Raw genomic sequence first — 14,220 nt, 5'->3', positions numbered from 1 at the left:
GGGCAACAGAAACGCAACCGTGCCCGTGCTACGAAGCGGCTACCACTTTTGCGTTTCCCCGCGAATCCCTTCGGAGCGGGCAGTTTTAACCCTCAGCAGGACGGAGCCTGGAGCCTAGACTGGAAATATTCTTCTCTCCACTACAGCTCAACATAAGAAAACCAGGAACCGTCATTTGGACGATCCCTGGTTTGTTTGTAATACAAATTATTTCGCTTATTTTAATTGCTTCACCACCAAACACCACAGCCAGGTGAGGACGACCGCACCAATGGCTCCGGCAATGACGTTGAAGCCGGCCCACATCCACAGCCAATCACCCAGTACCAAATCGCCCAGCCAGCTACCCAAAAGAGCAGCAATGAGCGAAGCCCACCAGCCTGATCCTGCCGCTTTTCCTGTACAGATCAAGCTCATTGCCCACCAAACGACCACACCGACGACAGCCCATACGAACCAGAACATTCGTACACACTCCCTCTCTCATGATGGCGACGCTTACATAAGGGCCAAAATAATGACTGGTAATCTGTTACCATCATATTGAACAAAAGAGAAAGTGTGCATAGGCATTTAATTGGTATACAGTTCTGCTCGGCGGTTTGCTACGCTTGGCAATTTGCCCCGTACTCGTTCAATCCGACTTAGATCCAGTTCGGTGATCAATAACGTTTCTTCTTCCCCTGCACTTGCAATCACGACACCCATCGGATCGACGAACATGCTGCGTCCGGCAAAAATATTTCCGACCTGATCAGCCGCACATACAAACATGGTGTTTTCAATGGCACGCGCACGAACCAGTGTCTCCCAGTGATCCTCTTTCATCGCTCCGGCTACCCAGCCTGCTGGGACAAACAAAATATCGGCACCCTGGAGCGCAAACTGTCTCGCGATTTCCGGGAAGCGCACCTCGTAGCAAACCATTAGCCCGATTTTGCCGAATTCCGTTTCCACCACTTGATACGGATTATCCCCAGGCGCGATGAAATCCGATTCTGTGTAGGAAAAGGCATCGTACAAATGTGTCTTGCGGTACGCATGCAGCAGCTGTCCTTCACGGCCTAGAAAAACTGTCGTATTGTATGCGCGGTTTTCATCACCCTCGATGGATTCAAACACACCGCAAACCACATAAACCCCATGCTCCCGAGCAAGCTCTGCCAAGCCGGAAACAAATGGACCATCCAGCTTTTCCGCTACCTCTGCTGGCGTTACTCCCGACTTTGGCGTGGCAGGTGCACTGTACATTTCAGGCAAGATTACAAAATCTGCCCCTGCTGCCTTTGCTTTTGCGATGTAATCGGCTGCTTTTTGCAAATTTTGCGTCTTATCCATCGTCGCTGTAAGTTGTGCAATGGCTACTTTCATGAATATCCCCGTCCTTCCCATTCATACAAAGCTCTCGGTTTCTTACTTGCTAGTATAACTGATTTTGACCGAGTTCCAAGTAATTATGCTTTACCAGCTGGACGTCTTGTATATAATGGACTTGTCATCTTGCATATAAATTTTCACCCTATCGAAAGTAGGTGAGTCCATGTCCATCCGTATTAAGCTGCTGCTCTCTTACACAGGGATGCTAGTAATCAGCTTGCTGACGTTTTTCGTAGCCGCCAGTCTATTTACGATTGCGGCGACAGGCGATTTCAACAGCTTTCGCGACTTTTATAAAGTGCATTATCAGCTCAATCCGCTGACTGAACAAGAAGAGAATATTTTCCTTGAATTGAAATATCTCGCCAAGAATGAGCCGGATCAACTGCAAAACCAGGAGCTGCTTGCCGATTACGATTTCAAGCTCAAAACGGTACGAGCCGGCCTGTATGTCCGCAGAGAGAGCAATCAAGTCTTTACCTCCCCAACCATCAATCAGCCCGAGCTGGAAAACAGCTTGCCGCCCTATGACTTGAACAACAACCAGATTCGCAACACGTTCAACATCGGCGAAAGATTTTATGCGTATGCAAAGTTTGACTTCAAGTTTTCAGATGGGGCAAAAGGCAGTGTCTTTGTGATCCGCGAGCGCAGTCCATTTGGTGAGGTTATCCGCAAACTGCTGCCGATGCTCGTGTTCCTCCTCCTCGGCGTCATTGTCATCGCAAACGTCTTGTTGTACCGCTGGATTACTCGCAGCGTCGTCAAGCCGCTCGATTTACTGCGCAATTCAGCTGAGAACATCAAGGAAGGCAATTTGGACTTTGAGCTCCATCTGTACACAAAGGACGAGATTGGACAACTGAACGAAGCGTTCGAAAACATGCGCAAACGATTGCAGGAATCAGTGCGGCTTCGCCTTGAGGACGAAGAAAGTCGCAAAGAGTTGATCTCCAACATCTCGCATGATTTGCGTACACCGATTACCAATATCAAAGGATACATCGAGGGAATCCGCGATGGCGTAGCTGATACCCCGGAGAAAATGGACAAGTACGTGAACATCATTTACTCCAAAGCAGTAGACCTCGACTTGCTCGTCGATGAGCTGTTTCTCTACTCCAAGCTCGATCTGAAGCAAGTGCCCTTTACGTTTGAACATGTAGATATCGTGCAGTTTTTGGATGACTGCATCGATGAGCTGCACTACGATCTGGAAAAGAAGGGCATCACAATTCAGTGGAACCAGCGCACAGCAGAAGGCACCCTGGTTATCGCCGATCTGGAAAAAATCAAGCGCACCGTCTTAAACATCATCGGCAACTCGCAAAAATACATGGATAAACCTGAGAAAATCATCTGCGTCTCGGTTCAAGCGGACGCTCATTGGGCCACCATTGAAATAAAAGACAACGGCATTGGTATCCCTCAAGAAGCCATACCTCACCTGTTCGAACGCTTTTATCGGGTGGAGCAATCCCGTAATTCTTCCACGGGCGGTAGCGGTCTGGGACTGTCCATCGCGCGCCAGATCGTCGAGGGTCACGGCGGCAGAATCTGGGTGGAGAGCAAGCAAGGCGTAGGCACGAGTCTGTTCTTTACGTTAAAACGTACCCACAAACAATAGGAGGTGCACATTCCCATGTCTTCACGCATCCTCATCATTGAAGATGAGACGACCATCGCTCAGCTGGAGCGGGATTATTTTGAACTGAACGGCTTTCAGGTCGATTTATGCCACTCTGGCAGCGAAGGCTTGCCGCTTGCCATCAATGGCGACTACAGTTTGATCATCGTTGATTTGCAGCTTCCGGGCATGGACGGCTTCGAATTGTGCAGCCAGATCAGACAAGCCAAAGAAGTGCCAATCCTGATCGTCTCCGCAAAAAAAGAAGAGATCGATAAAATTCGCGCCTTTAATCTCGGTGCCGATGACTATATTACAAAGCCGTTTAGCCCAAGCGAATTAGTAGCCAGAGCCAAAGCCCATCTGACAAGGTACGAGCGTTTGACAGCCCGACAACCTCAACCAACGAACGCAGAGATTCACATCCGCGGTCTCGTCATCGACAAAGTATCTCGAAGAGTCTACGTACGCAATCAGGAAGTCATTTTCACCACAAGAGAATTCAATCTGCTTGAATTTTTAGCAACTCACCCGAATCGGGTTTTTAACAAAAACGAGCTGTTCGAACGAATCTGGGGCATGGATTCCAGCGGAGATATCGCGACCGTTACGGTGCACATTCGCAAGCTGCGTGAAAAGATCGAAGTCGATCCTTCCAATCCGCAGTATATCGAGACGGTCTGGGGTGCCGGTTACCGATTTACTGTCTAAGCGTGAATACCATGACCATCACAAAGCCTTCAGCGAGAACGAGGACGGATTTTCCGCTCCACGTCAAAGCTGGAGGTTTTTTAATATTTTTTTAAGAACTTTTTTAGATTCTATTAATCCCTTGTTTCTTGGCAGTTTAGGTCTCTCGACTATTCTACAGGTAGTCAAGCAACACCCACTCAACTGATCTAAAGGAGGACCAACTGATGAAAAAGTTTTCCAATAAAATCGCGATCATGATGCTTGCAACTGTTATGGGCACAGCATCCCTTCCTTACGCTACACTGAACGTGCAAGCAGCTTCCACTCCTCTGAGTGCTCAAGAAATTCAACAAGCCGTTACTGAACTCTCCAAGCTGAAAGTCATGCAAGGCAGTAACATTCACAATCAAGTTACGCGTGCCGAGCTAGCAAAAATGGTTGCACATACTTTTGGCCTACAAGGTGGCAAAACAGATAAATCCGTAACGTTTACGGATGTGAAAGCAAATGACTGGTTCTATAAATACGCGGTTGATCTGGTATCCCTCGATATCATGCAAGCAAAGGATGGCCAATTTGATCCACGTGGAACCGTGACAGATGCTGAATTCGCACAAATCGTCGCAAAAGCGCTCAAGCGTGATGTGAAGTCGGTTAACTACTGGGCGGAACGCTTCTTCTCCGCAGACAGCAACGTTACTCGCGGTGAAGCCGCTTATCTGTTGAATGTGGCTCGCCAGGCAATCCCTTCTGATAAAGCGACCATCATGAACGTACAATCCTTGAACGAAATCACATTGATTGTGACGTTCGACGCTCCATTGACAGCAGAAAACGAAGCATTTGCCAAAGCAAAAGAAGACTTTGTCTTTAGCGATGGACTGACACTGACCAACATGCCACGCCTGAAAACAGGTTCTACCAATACCTACATCGTACCGACCTCGGTTCAAAAGCCAGGAACCACCTACACCCTGACATACAAAGGGAAAAAGGCAGGCACATTCGCAGGCAATGCAACCAAGATCAACATGACAGAAGTGCGCCAAGTAACAAACGACACGTTTGAAGTCGAGTCCCTGCGAGCAAATGGTGTCATCGATTACGGATATATCATCTCTGCCTACAGCGGAGGGCGCGGTGCAAATGCATTGGTGCTGGATCAAAACAACAGTGCAGACGGCAAAACGTATCAAATCATTTCTTCCATGCAAGCAAGACAAGTGACCATTACACCGGAAGGCGGACAACCAATCGTAGCGAAATACGTGCCTTTCACACAATCAACAGACGGCAAGCAAGAAATTAAATTCCGTCTCCCAGAAGGCCAAGTCCTGACTCCGGGCGTTACGTACACCATTACGTCCGACTGGGCGAATATCGCGAATCCTACCTTCGTCGCAAAAGAAATCGCTCCGCTCGAAATCAGCGAAGCCAAAGCAGCTAGTGAAACCTCTATCACCGTTACTCTAACAGAAGACCCGGGAGACGAGCTGTTCTCCGGACGTAGCGTAGAACTTACTAGTGCAGACGGAGAAAAGCTGCTGGCGACGTACAAATATTCCAGCCGCAAAGGTACCACAGGCGTGTTTGACATCCAGCAAGATGGTAAACTGAAAGCAGGTACCACATACACGGTAACACCTGTCGGCGATTGGGCTGGCAAATCTTCTGCCGAGCTGACAGTCGAGTAGTCTTTGTATGAGTGTTCAAAAAGTCGGCTTTTCAGCACCGAGAAAGTAACGAGAACCTGTAGAAGGAGGAGCGGAGTGTAGGGAACCTACATGAGCACCGGACTTCGAAGGTGAGCGTTACTTTCGATGCCGAGTTTGCTCTCAAAACTACTTCGTGATCAAAAGATGACTTTATGAACTACCTCTTTTGTGTGATGCAGGTATCCAAATCAAAAGAAAGGTGTGGGCTCGCTATACTGCGTATTGGTCTTATGACGATCGCCATCGTTCTGACTGGGTGTGAGATGAATTGGAATACCCTCTTGACGAGTGGCGAGCAGCAAGCAACCCAGGCGGTAAAAGTTGAAATGGATAAGCTGAATCAAGCCTTATTGACAGCAACCAGTCAAGGAGACAAAGCAGCGATTGAGAGGCTGCTTGCAGAAGGCGCGGATATTGACGCTACCGATAGTAGAGGCCGCACTTCTGCGATGATCGCGGTCCACTCTGCTCAACTCGACATTTTCAACTTGTTGGTTGAACGCGGAGCCAACATCAACATCCGAGACAACAACTTAGACAATCCCCTGCTCTTCGCAAGCGCAGCAGGCCAGCTCGCATTCGTAAAAGCTTCGATAGCAGCAGGTGCCGACACTACCATTACGAACCGTTTTGGCGGAACGGCCTTGATTCCTGCGGCTGATCGTGGACATGTCGAGATCGTCAAGGAACTGCTCACCAGCTCTGATGTCAATATTGATCACGTCAACCGATTGGGCTGGACCGCTCTCTTAGAAGCAGTAATTTTGGGCGATGGTGGCAAGAAGCATCAGGAAATCGTGAAGCTCCTGATCGAGCACAATGCCAATGTCAATCTCGCTGATCACGATGGTGTGACGCCTCTCGGGCATGCGAAGAAACATGGCTACAAAGAAATGATTGAAATGCTCACGCAGGCTGGCGGTAAATAAGTTTGAGCTACCTAATTGAAGAAGCAAAGGATAGGATCGTCAGAACTCATCTGACCCCTATCCTTTTTCTTATTTTCTAGATCAAAAGACCCCGCAAAACTCAAAACTTTTTCTATATTCAGGCGTCTATCACTAATGGACTATCCCAATATACCTACACCATTTTGATAGGAGCCTGTTTTACATGACGGTCAGCTCGTATACATCTATTCTGGAAACGGACAAACGAATCCGAAAAGCTTCTCCTAACCTCGAACCCAAGGTGGAGATGTACAAGCTCTTTCTTGCTTCTACAGACGCTATTGAAATTCACATGAATAACCTGACGCATCCTTTGACTACCATCAGAATCTATGACATCCATCGAACAAAACTCGCAGAAGCTGAATATAGTCCGAACGCCCCCATCATCCTTCCCTTTTTTCCGGAGGAAGATGGTCTTTACTACGTGCAACTGACGATTGGGCCTGATCCAGACCCGCAGCACACCTATCAACTGCACGTGGATAAGTACAAGCGCCTATCGGGGATCATCAATCAATCGGAGGAATTTCCCGCAGAAAATGGTCCGTACATGATCGGACCAGAGGATGTCATCTTAGCTGCTGGGACTTCAATCAGCTTTGAAGCAGGCACATCCATCAACGTACGCTGCCAAAACAAGATCGTCGTCCAAAACGGTGCCTCTATTTCTTTTCGCGGAGAATCAGACAAACCCATCGTCGTCATCGGCGCCATTGACGATGCAACCGCACACCGTTGGAATCAGCTCGTGTTATCTCCCTTGGCTGAGGCAACCTTCCAGCACATCATTGTCCAATACGACAACGACGAAGATGGCGTGGACTTCCTGACATCAGCAGCCCCTTTCGTAGCGATCGCCTCATCCGTTGAAGAATTCGAGTCAACCGTTGCCAAAACGAACTATGTGGAGCGGGCCGCAGTCGTGTCTCCCTCTTCTCGCCTGGACTTCATCAAATCTTGGTTCCAGCAGTCCAGCCCTTATCGCTTCCATATTTTTGGCGACCTCTTGCCTGAGCTTTATTTCGGCATTGATGTCACCACCTTTGCGCGATGGGAAACGGATACGAAGCGGATTAATGAAGAACGCGTAGAAGCTGGTGAAATCAATTACTGGGATTTTGTTAACGGCAACTTCACTGCCGATTTGATAGAAGCTACGTATCTGTTTGCCAATAATGAGAGCAGCCCGGAGCTACGAATCCAACGATTGATTGATTTTCTGATCATCGCGCAAAAATGGAGGAGAAAACATGGGTGCTTCAGCCTGTTCGACATGCTCGATCCGTTCCATGATTACGATGAGGAATTTTACAAAACGTTTGAACAGATGTCGTCCTCCTTCTGGCTCGCGCACAATACGTCCATCATTCACTGGGATACTCTTTCACGAGAACTCGGCATTTGGCAAAAAGAAAGTTTCTTCGAACGGCAATTCATCAATTCTGTCATGATTCGCCTGCACTTCGCAGCCGATCTACCTTTCTCTCTTCCGGGGTATGGAAACAACATTCCACCTGTCGGCTTTCTGGGTATTTCCATTCACTTTGGCCCGTTCCGCTATCCAGAGGATTATCCGGCACCCGAGCCTGAATTCGATGTCAATTACGGCGAACTCTCTACAGCTACCTATGTGAAATTTATGTTCGAATCGTTTCTAAATGGCAAAACGAATCCCGTCTACACGTGGTGGATACCTACGCAAGCGGATAAGGAGCTGTTTCGAACCTTGCAGGAAAAGGGCATCTCGCTGGATTCTCCTCCGGAAGATTGGGACCGCGAATTCGTGCAGCCTGCTAGAAAAACGCTGGAGGAGATTCGGGCATTCTACCTTAACCCTACTGCAAATGAAAGGTTCACCTCCAACTGTTGAGGTCGGGAAAAGCCATGCCACATGTTTTCCAGTCGCCTATATCCTCTCTTCGTTCGGGCGGTCTCCTTCCAAACATGTGACATGACTTTCGAACAGCATAGGATTATTTCGGGGAGTTAGACCTTTTTGTCAGTTATGTCTAGAGGTCTTTTGAGGGAGATGGTCTTCATTTCATCTTCTTGTGTAATCTGCATGGAGTATTTCGCTTAAAGACAACTTGGATCAGTGTTCTAGAAGCACAAAAATCTACGTAGAAAGAAGCGCATTTCCAGTCCAAGCGCCTCTGGAGCCCAACCCAGCTTCGAAATGAATGGCGGGGAATTTCAGCTTCACTTATGCGATACTTCCTCGAAACTGTCTACGTTTGAAGCGCTCCCGCCATTCATTCCGAAGCGTAGACTGGAAATGCGCTTCTTTCCCCCACTACAGCTACTAATTCACAAAATTTTTCCCATAGTAAATCTCGTCCATCTCTATTTGCAATTGCTTCGTAATATCCTCCTGCTCCTCCGGTGTCAGCTTATCCTTCGTATATCCAAACAAATAATTGTTCAGATCAAATTGCCTGCGTTTGCATTTTGTATGGAAAATATTATCTTGGTACACATTCACATCAATCATGTGGAACAATTCCTTAATTTCCTCGGGAATATAATTTTGGATCGAACTGATGTCGTGATCGATAAACAGCTTGTATCCATGGATATCCCGGGTAAAACCACGCACCTTGTAATCAATTGTCATCAAGTCTGTATCAAACGAACGAATTAAATAATTGAGTGCTTTGAGCGGAGAAATTTCGCCACAAGTCGACACGTCAATATCGGCCCGGAATGTACTGATGCCCTCCGTTGGATGGTACTCTGGGTACGTATGCACCGTAATATGGCTCTTGTCCAATTGTAGCACCACATTTTCAGGCAAAGGTCCGGGGGATTCCTCATAAGATTCAGTAGGGACTTCTACGACTGGTCCCTCGGATACAAGAAAAGTGACGCTCGCACCTTGTGGTACATAATCTTGTTGAGCGACATTTAGTACATGTGCGCCGATAATATCCGACACGTTTTTCAGGATATTCGTCAATCGCTCTGCATTGTATTGTTCATCTATGTATTCGATATACGCTTCCCGCTCCGCTTTTGTTTTCGTATAGCAGATGTCGTACATGTTGAAGCTGAGTGACTTGGTCAAATTGTTGAAGCCATGCAGCGTAACGTTCTGTTCTGTTTTTTGTTCCAAGCGTCATTTCCCCCTGTGATAGCATCCAAAACTCGTTTGCTCTTACTTTTTCCTCCACCTCGTTCATAAATACCCATTACTTTTGTCCTACCTAAAAATGATTCAATAGCATTAGGGAAACTTGACAGAATATGGTTCTAATCCCCTTGGTTTAGTGATAAAATATCGAAGTGTGTCAAATTTTAGAAGAAAGGGGGAAATTATCATGCATTGGTATACAAGCGTATTGAAGAAATACGTCGCATTTGAAGGAAGAGCTAGACGTCAAGAATATTGGATGTTCACTTTGTTCAACATCATCGTATCTATGGTAATTGCTCTCGTAGATTATTTAATTGGTACAGGATCAATTTTGGGCATGATCTATTCATTAGCTGTTTTACTGCCTAGTTTGAGCGTAACTGCACGCCGATTGCACGATACTGGAAGAAGCGGTTGGTGGATCCTTCTCACGTTTATTCCTTTAATCGGTGCAATTATCTTGCTCGTATTCTTGTGCCAAGACAGCCAAGGAGACAACAAATACGGTGCGAATCCAAAAACTTCGCAATCCTTCTAATGTCTCCATCGCCTCTCCCCAAAGGGAGAGGTTTTTTATTTTTGGTCCAAAGAAAAAACGGCAGTTCGGGACTCCCCAAATGCCGTTTGATCCATTACCGTTTTACGCCTCGTCCCAAAAACGTCGCAGGTTGTCCATCCCAATCTTGGAACCTTCTCGACAATCCTCCATGCCTTCGAACTCGACCGTGATATAGCCATCATAGCCGGACTGCTTAACCAACTTGACGACCTCACGAATGTTGATGTCGCCTTGTCCAACTATCGCTCCACGCAGGAAGTTGCCATTGACGGTCTTGAACCATTTGCCTGCGCCTGGATCATGGTAGGATGGACGGAAGTAGAAATCTTTGAAATGCACGAGCGAAGCGTAAGGCAGATTTTTTTGCACACCGACCAACGAAGCCTCGTCTACACACATGAAGTTTCCGATATCCAGCGTCGTTTTGAAATTCGGGCAGTTGACCTCATGCAAGACACGCTGCACGCGATCACTTGCCTGGACCAGCCAACCGTGATTCTCGATTGTCGTCGTTATTCCGAATTGCGCGGCATAATCAGCGATTCGGCGGCTTCCCTCGACCATCTCAGCCAAATGCTTTTCGAAGTACTCGATCGTCGTCTCCTCTACGGGAACAGTAAAGGCGGACACATCGTGGCGCATATGCTTGATACCCATGCGGTGCAGCAGATCGACATGTGTTTTCACACGTGCGACTTCAGCTTCGAAGGCTTCTTCGTCTGGTTGAATAAAGTTAGTCGGCATCGAGTAGTTGGACAGCTCAATCCCTAGCGCTTTTGCCTTATCCCGAACAGAGTCTGCCAATTCGTAGTTATCGACCAGCGTAAAACCGTACGGCACGATTTCCATGTGCTCGCCGCCGTTATCCGCGATCCATTGCACGACATCCAGTACATCCATTTCCCCAGCTCGTATTGCTGTTAGCAGACTGTAAGTGCTCAATCCAATTTTCATTAGTTCCACCTCATTAGATTTATTGTATAGAAAGGCTACTGCTCATCATGATGAGAAATGCACCTTGTTGATAGTCACGACTTGCTTGAGACGATGGGATTCATAGGCTGCCTCCACCACTTCGAGTGTCCGCAGTCCATCCTCTCCAGTAATAGACGGAGGCCGGCCTTCCATGACATTTTGCACAAAGTCGGCGATAAGCCGCTCATCCATATCCACAGCCCAAGGTAAATTTTGCAGCTTCGAATCGCGGTCATTGTAATAGAGCGCGTGTTGCTTGAACACATCGATGTCCAACGTGCCTTTGGTGCCGACAATCCGCATTGTCACATCTCCCCACGTCGGGAACGTCTTCGGCCGCGACCAGCTCGGATCGATTCCGACGACCACGCCAGACTCCATTTCCACAGAAACTATGCCACAATCCTCTACCTCAATCTCGTAAAAGCGTGTGTCCAGCTCAGCGTAGACGCTTTTTACTTCGTCTTGGAGCATCCAGCGTACGAGGTCCATCAGATGGACGATGTGATCCGTCGCTGCCCCACCGCCAGACAGCTCTTTTTCAATGAACCAGCCACCTGGCATTTGTCCGTGGTTCGTGCCATCGATGGCGAGAATGTCTCCGAGAGCACCTGACTGAACGATCTGTTTGACACTTTCCATCACCGGTGCAAAACGGACAGGGTAGGCAACCTGAAGCATGACACCTTCCTCTTTGCAAACCTGAATCATTTCGCGTGCATCCGCAATCTCGGTGGCAATTGGTTTCTCGCACAGAATGTGCTTTTTCGCTCGCGCTGCCGCAATCACGTGATTCTTGTGCTTGGCATTTTCCGAGCAAATAATGACCGCGTCGATACCGGATTGCAAAAAGGCTTGCAGATCTTCGTAAAAATCGAGCTGGTAGGCAGTCGCCATTTCCTCTCCACGGCGCGAGTCATCATCCCAGACTGCTATCAGCTGCGCATCGGGGTGCTTTTGCAAATAAGTAGCGTAGCTATGCGCATGCATATGAGCGAAGCTGATGATTCCTACCTTCATCCCTCGTCACCTCCGTGCATGAGCTTCACAGGTTGTCCCGTCCTGACCGATTCTCTCGCCGCCGAAGCGATATCGAGAGCAGCGAGCAGATCACGAGAATGCAGACGTGACCCTTCCTGTTTCTGTACACAGCGAATGAAATGCTCCCGCTGTCGCTGCATCAGGTCCATCCCTTGGAATGTTGTCGAAAGAAACTGCTCTCCCCGACTCCAGCGAATAGGGGTGCTTTCCCGGCTATCATGCGCAATCATTCCTTGATCACCAGTAAGCTCAAAGGAAGTATGTTCTGTCCCCTCCGCCCAAGATAGCTCTACATGAGCAATTGCCCCGTTTGCCATTCGGAGCATGACCAACGCATAATGGACGATCTTTCCTGGCTCATTCGTGTGCTTGACCTCTCGCGCCATCACTCGCTCAACCTCGCCGAACGTCCAGCGTAGCCAATCGAATTCACGCATTCCAAGCACTTGAAAAATGCATTTGTCGGCATTCTGAGACGATGCTGGAGCTCCCCTTCTTATACGAATGACACCTGCTTTTCCGATGGCCCCATTCTTTATTTGCTCGTGCGCTTGCTCGTATTCTGGAGCAAAACGCAGCGTATTTGTGAATTGCAGCATGATATCATGCTGGTCGCACAAACTGATTCCTTCACGCCCTAAAACAGAACCTTCTGCGCATAAAATATGCTTTCCCGCCTGGGTAGCAAGCGTCACCCACGGATCAGCGCTGTCCGTAAGCGAGCCAATATCCACGATATCCACTTCTGTTCCCTGCAAGATTTCGCGCAAAGAAGACAAGCTGTCCGCCACACCTACAATCTCTGCCTCCGTGATCCGAAACCAAGCTTGCGACTCTTTGACGCTTGTTCCCGCTTCCCCTGCGACCACAACTTTTACCATGATCCCTCTCCCCCTCTCCTCGAGCTTTGTGGACTGCTCGACACACCCCTCTTATAGCGAAAACTGAAACGTATCCTGCAATAAAACAGCGGCAGCTCCTGCGACCTCTACATTTTCCCCCAACGAATTCGGTCGAATCTCCAGTTCCTCCGTCAGGATTCCATGCGCGTATTCCCCTACGTAGTCTTTTACTTTAGCGATCAACAGCTCATTTTCGAAGGCAATCTCGCCGCCCAGAATAATGACCTCCGGATTGAACAAATGAATCAGATTGACCAGCCCTGAAGCCAAATAAGAAGCGGTTTCCTCCAAAATGCTGACCGCAAGCGAGTCCTGCTCTGCCAAAGCCTGACGAAACACCGCAGGAGTAATCCGGCCAACATCCTGCTCCACCAAATCCGAGATGCGGCTCGTCTTTCCTTTCGCAAGCGAGGAGACCAGCTTGGAGTAAATCGTTGGCCAGCTCACGTAATTTTCCAGACAGCCAACATTTCCGCAATCGCACCGCACACCTGCCCGATCAATCGTGGTATGACCGAACTCACCGGCCCCGCCTTTAAAGCCCCTATAGATGGCACCGTTCATCAAAATACTGGCTCCCAATCCATCCCCAATCGTGACGTACAGCATGTTTTGATAATGACTGAAATCCCCGATAGTCTTCTCGGCGAGCAAATACGCATTCGTGTCGTTATCCAGCCAGGTTTTCATCTGGAAACGCTGCTCGATCATTTCTTTAACAGCGGCGTTCTGCAAGCGGAGCTTTGGATTGTAGCGAATCACCCCATGGACCGAGTCCACGATGCCTTGTGTGACAATCGAGATTCCCATGCATGTCTCCAGACTCGCGGCTCCACGCAAAAATTGCTCAATGATGTCCATCAAATAAGCGAGGACGCTCTCCCCTTGGTATGGCTTGATCGAGTGAACTTCCTTTCGTTTGACCACAGCTTCCAGATTCATCTCGGCAATGGTAATCTTCGAGCCAGAGATCGAAATGCCGATCAGAAAGCGACTATCAGGAGAAAACTGGACCAATATCGGTTTTCGTCCGCCATTTGACTCTCCTGTTCCCACCTCGCATACGAACGAGTCACGAATCAGCTCACTGACAGCCGAGGTCACGGTAGTAGGACTCAGTTTGTTCCGCTTCGCTATTTCACTCCGGGAAATGGGGCCGTAATGACGGATCGTATCTAATATGATGGAACGATTCAGTTCTTGGATCAGCTTTAAATCACCCGTCCTACGCATGTAACCATCCCT

The 14,220-nt window shown here is 48.3% G+C and carries 13 protein-coding genes; 6 read left to right on the top strand and 7 right to left on the bottom strand.

The window, feature by feature from the left end; genetic code table 11:
- Positions 1-216: 216 nt before the first annotated feature.
- Positions 217-465 carry a hypothetical protein gene (locus PMI05_RS14280; protein ID WP_007722655.1) on the bottom strand — a complete coding sequence of 83 codons (249 nt, stop codon included), beginning with the start codon at positions 463-465 and terminating at the stop codon, positions 217-219.
- Positions 466-573: 108 nt separating this feature from the next.
- Positions 574-1,371: a carbon-nitrogen hydrolase family protein gene (locus tag PMI05_RS14275; RefSeq protein ID WP_007722653.1), complete on the bottom strand. Its 798-nt coding sequence runs from the start codon at positions 1,369-1,371 to the stop codon at positions 574-576.
- Positions 1,372-1,540: 169 nt separating this feature from the next.
- Here PMI05_RS14275 and PMI05_RS14270 point away from each other — a divergent pair, with 169 nt between their 5' ends.
- The 5 genes from PMI05_RS14270 (at position 1,541) to PMI05_RS14250 (ending at position 8,235) form a co-directional block, all read left to right on the top strand.
- A complete protein-coding gene (locus PMI05_RS14270) occupies positions 1,541-3,004 on the top strand; it encodes a HAMP domain-containing sensor histidine kinase (RefSeq protein ID WP_007722652.1) in 1,464 nt (487 codons plus the stop codon).
- 15 nt (positions 3,005-3,019) lie between these two features.
- On the top strand, positions 3,020-3,715 hold the full coding sequence (locus tag PMI05_RS14265; RefSeq protein WP_007722650.1) for a response regulator transcription factor: 696 nt from the start codon (positions 3,020-3,022) through the stop codon (positions 3,713-3,715).
- Between the two features lie 206 nt (positions 3,716-3,921).
- Entirely contained in the window at positions 3,922-5,391 is a 1,470-nt protein-coding gene (locus PMI05_RS14260; RefSeq protein ID WP_007722648.1) for an S-layer homology domain-containing protein, read from the top strand.
- A gap of 284 nt (positions 5,392-5,675) precedes the next feature.
- Positions 5,676-6,341, top strand: a complete 666-nt coding sequence (locus PMI05_RS14255) for an ankyrin repeat domain-containing protein (protein WP_039960805.1) — start codon at positions 5,676-5,678, stop codon at positions 6,339-6,341.
- 184 nt (positions 6,342-6,525) lie between these two features.
- Positions 6,526-8,235 carry a hypothetical protein gene (locus PMI05_RS14250; protein ID WP_007722644.1) on the top strand — a complete coding sequence of 570 codons (1,710 nt, stop codon included), beginning with the start codon at positions 6,526-6,528 and terminating at the stop codon, positions 8,233-8,235.
- Positions 8,236-8,667: 432 nt separating this feature from the next.
- Here PMI05_RS14250 and speD read toward each other — a convergent pair whose 3' ends face one another.
- A complete protein-coding gene (gene speD, locus PMI05_RS14245; protein WP_007722643.1) occupies positions 8,668-9,477 on the bottom strand; it encodes an adenosylmethionine decarboxylase in 810 nt (269 codons plus the stop codon).
- 205 nt (positions 9,478-9,682) lie between these two features.
- Here speD and PMI05_RS14240 point away from each other — a divergent pair, with 205 nt between their 5' ends.
- Positions 9,683-10,036 (top strand): DUF805 domain-containing protein, encoded by a 354-nt coding sequence (locus PMI05_RS14240; RefSeq protein WP_007722641.1) that lies wholly within the window; start codon positions 9,683-9,685, stop codon positions 10,034-10,036.
- A 102-nt stretch (positions 10,037-10,138) separates the two neighbouring features.
- Here PMI05_RS14240 and PMI05_RS14235 read toward each other — a convergent pair whose 3' ends face one another.
- The 4 genes from PMI05_RS14235 to PMI05_RS14220 are packed head-to-tail and all read right to left on the bottom strand — an operon-like array spanning position 10,139 to position 14,208.
- Positions 10,139-11,011, bottom strand: coding sequence for a sugar phosphate isomerase/epimerase (locus tag PMI05_RS14235; protein WP_007722639.1), 873 nt, complete (start codon positions 11,009-11,011; stop codon positions 10,139-10,141).
- Between the two features lie 45 nt (positions 11,012-11,056).
- The gene (locus PMI05_RS14230) at positions 11,057-12,052 is read right to left on the bottom strand and encodes a Gfo/Idh/MocA family protein (protein WP_007722637.1); all 996 of its coding nucleotides are present in this window, start codon (positions 12,050-12,052) and stop codon (positions 11,057-11,059) included.
- Positions 12,049-12,954 carry a Gfo/Idh/MocA family protein gene (locus tag PMI05_RS14225; protein WP_007722635.1) on the bottom strand — a complete coding sequence of 302 codons (906 nt, stop codon included), beginning with the start codon at positions 12,952-12,954 and terminating at the stop codon, positions 12,049-12,051. The genes PMI05_RS14230 and PMI05_RS14225 overlap by 4 nt, the downstream gene beginning before the upstream one ends.
- Before the next feature lie 51 nt (positions 12,955-13,005).
- On the bottom strand, positions 13,006-14,208 hold the full coding sequence (locus tag PMI05_RS14220) for an ROK family transcriptional regulator (RefSeq protein ID WP_007722633.1): 1,203 nt from the start codon (positions 14,206-14,208) through the stop codon (positions 13,006-13,008).
- Positions 14,209-14,220 lie beyond the last annotated feature (12 nt).

This window comes from Brevibacillus sp. BC25, from assembly GCF_000282075.1.
GTDB lineage: Bacteria > Bacillota > Bacilli > Brevibacillales > Brevibacillaceae > Brevibacillus.
Note: the sequence above shows the minus strand (reverse complement) of the source record. Positions and strands in the feature narration are given on the sequence as shown.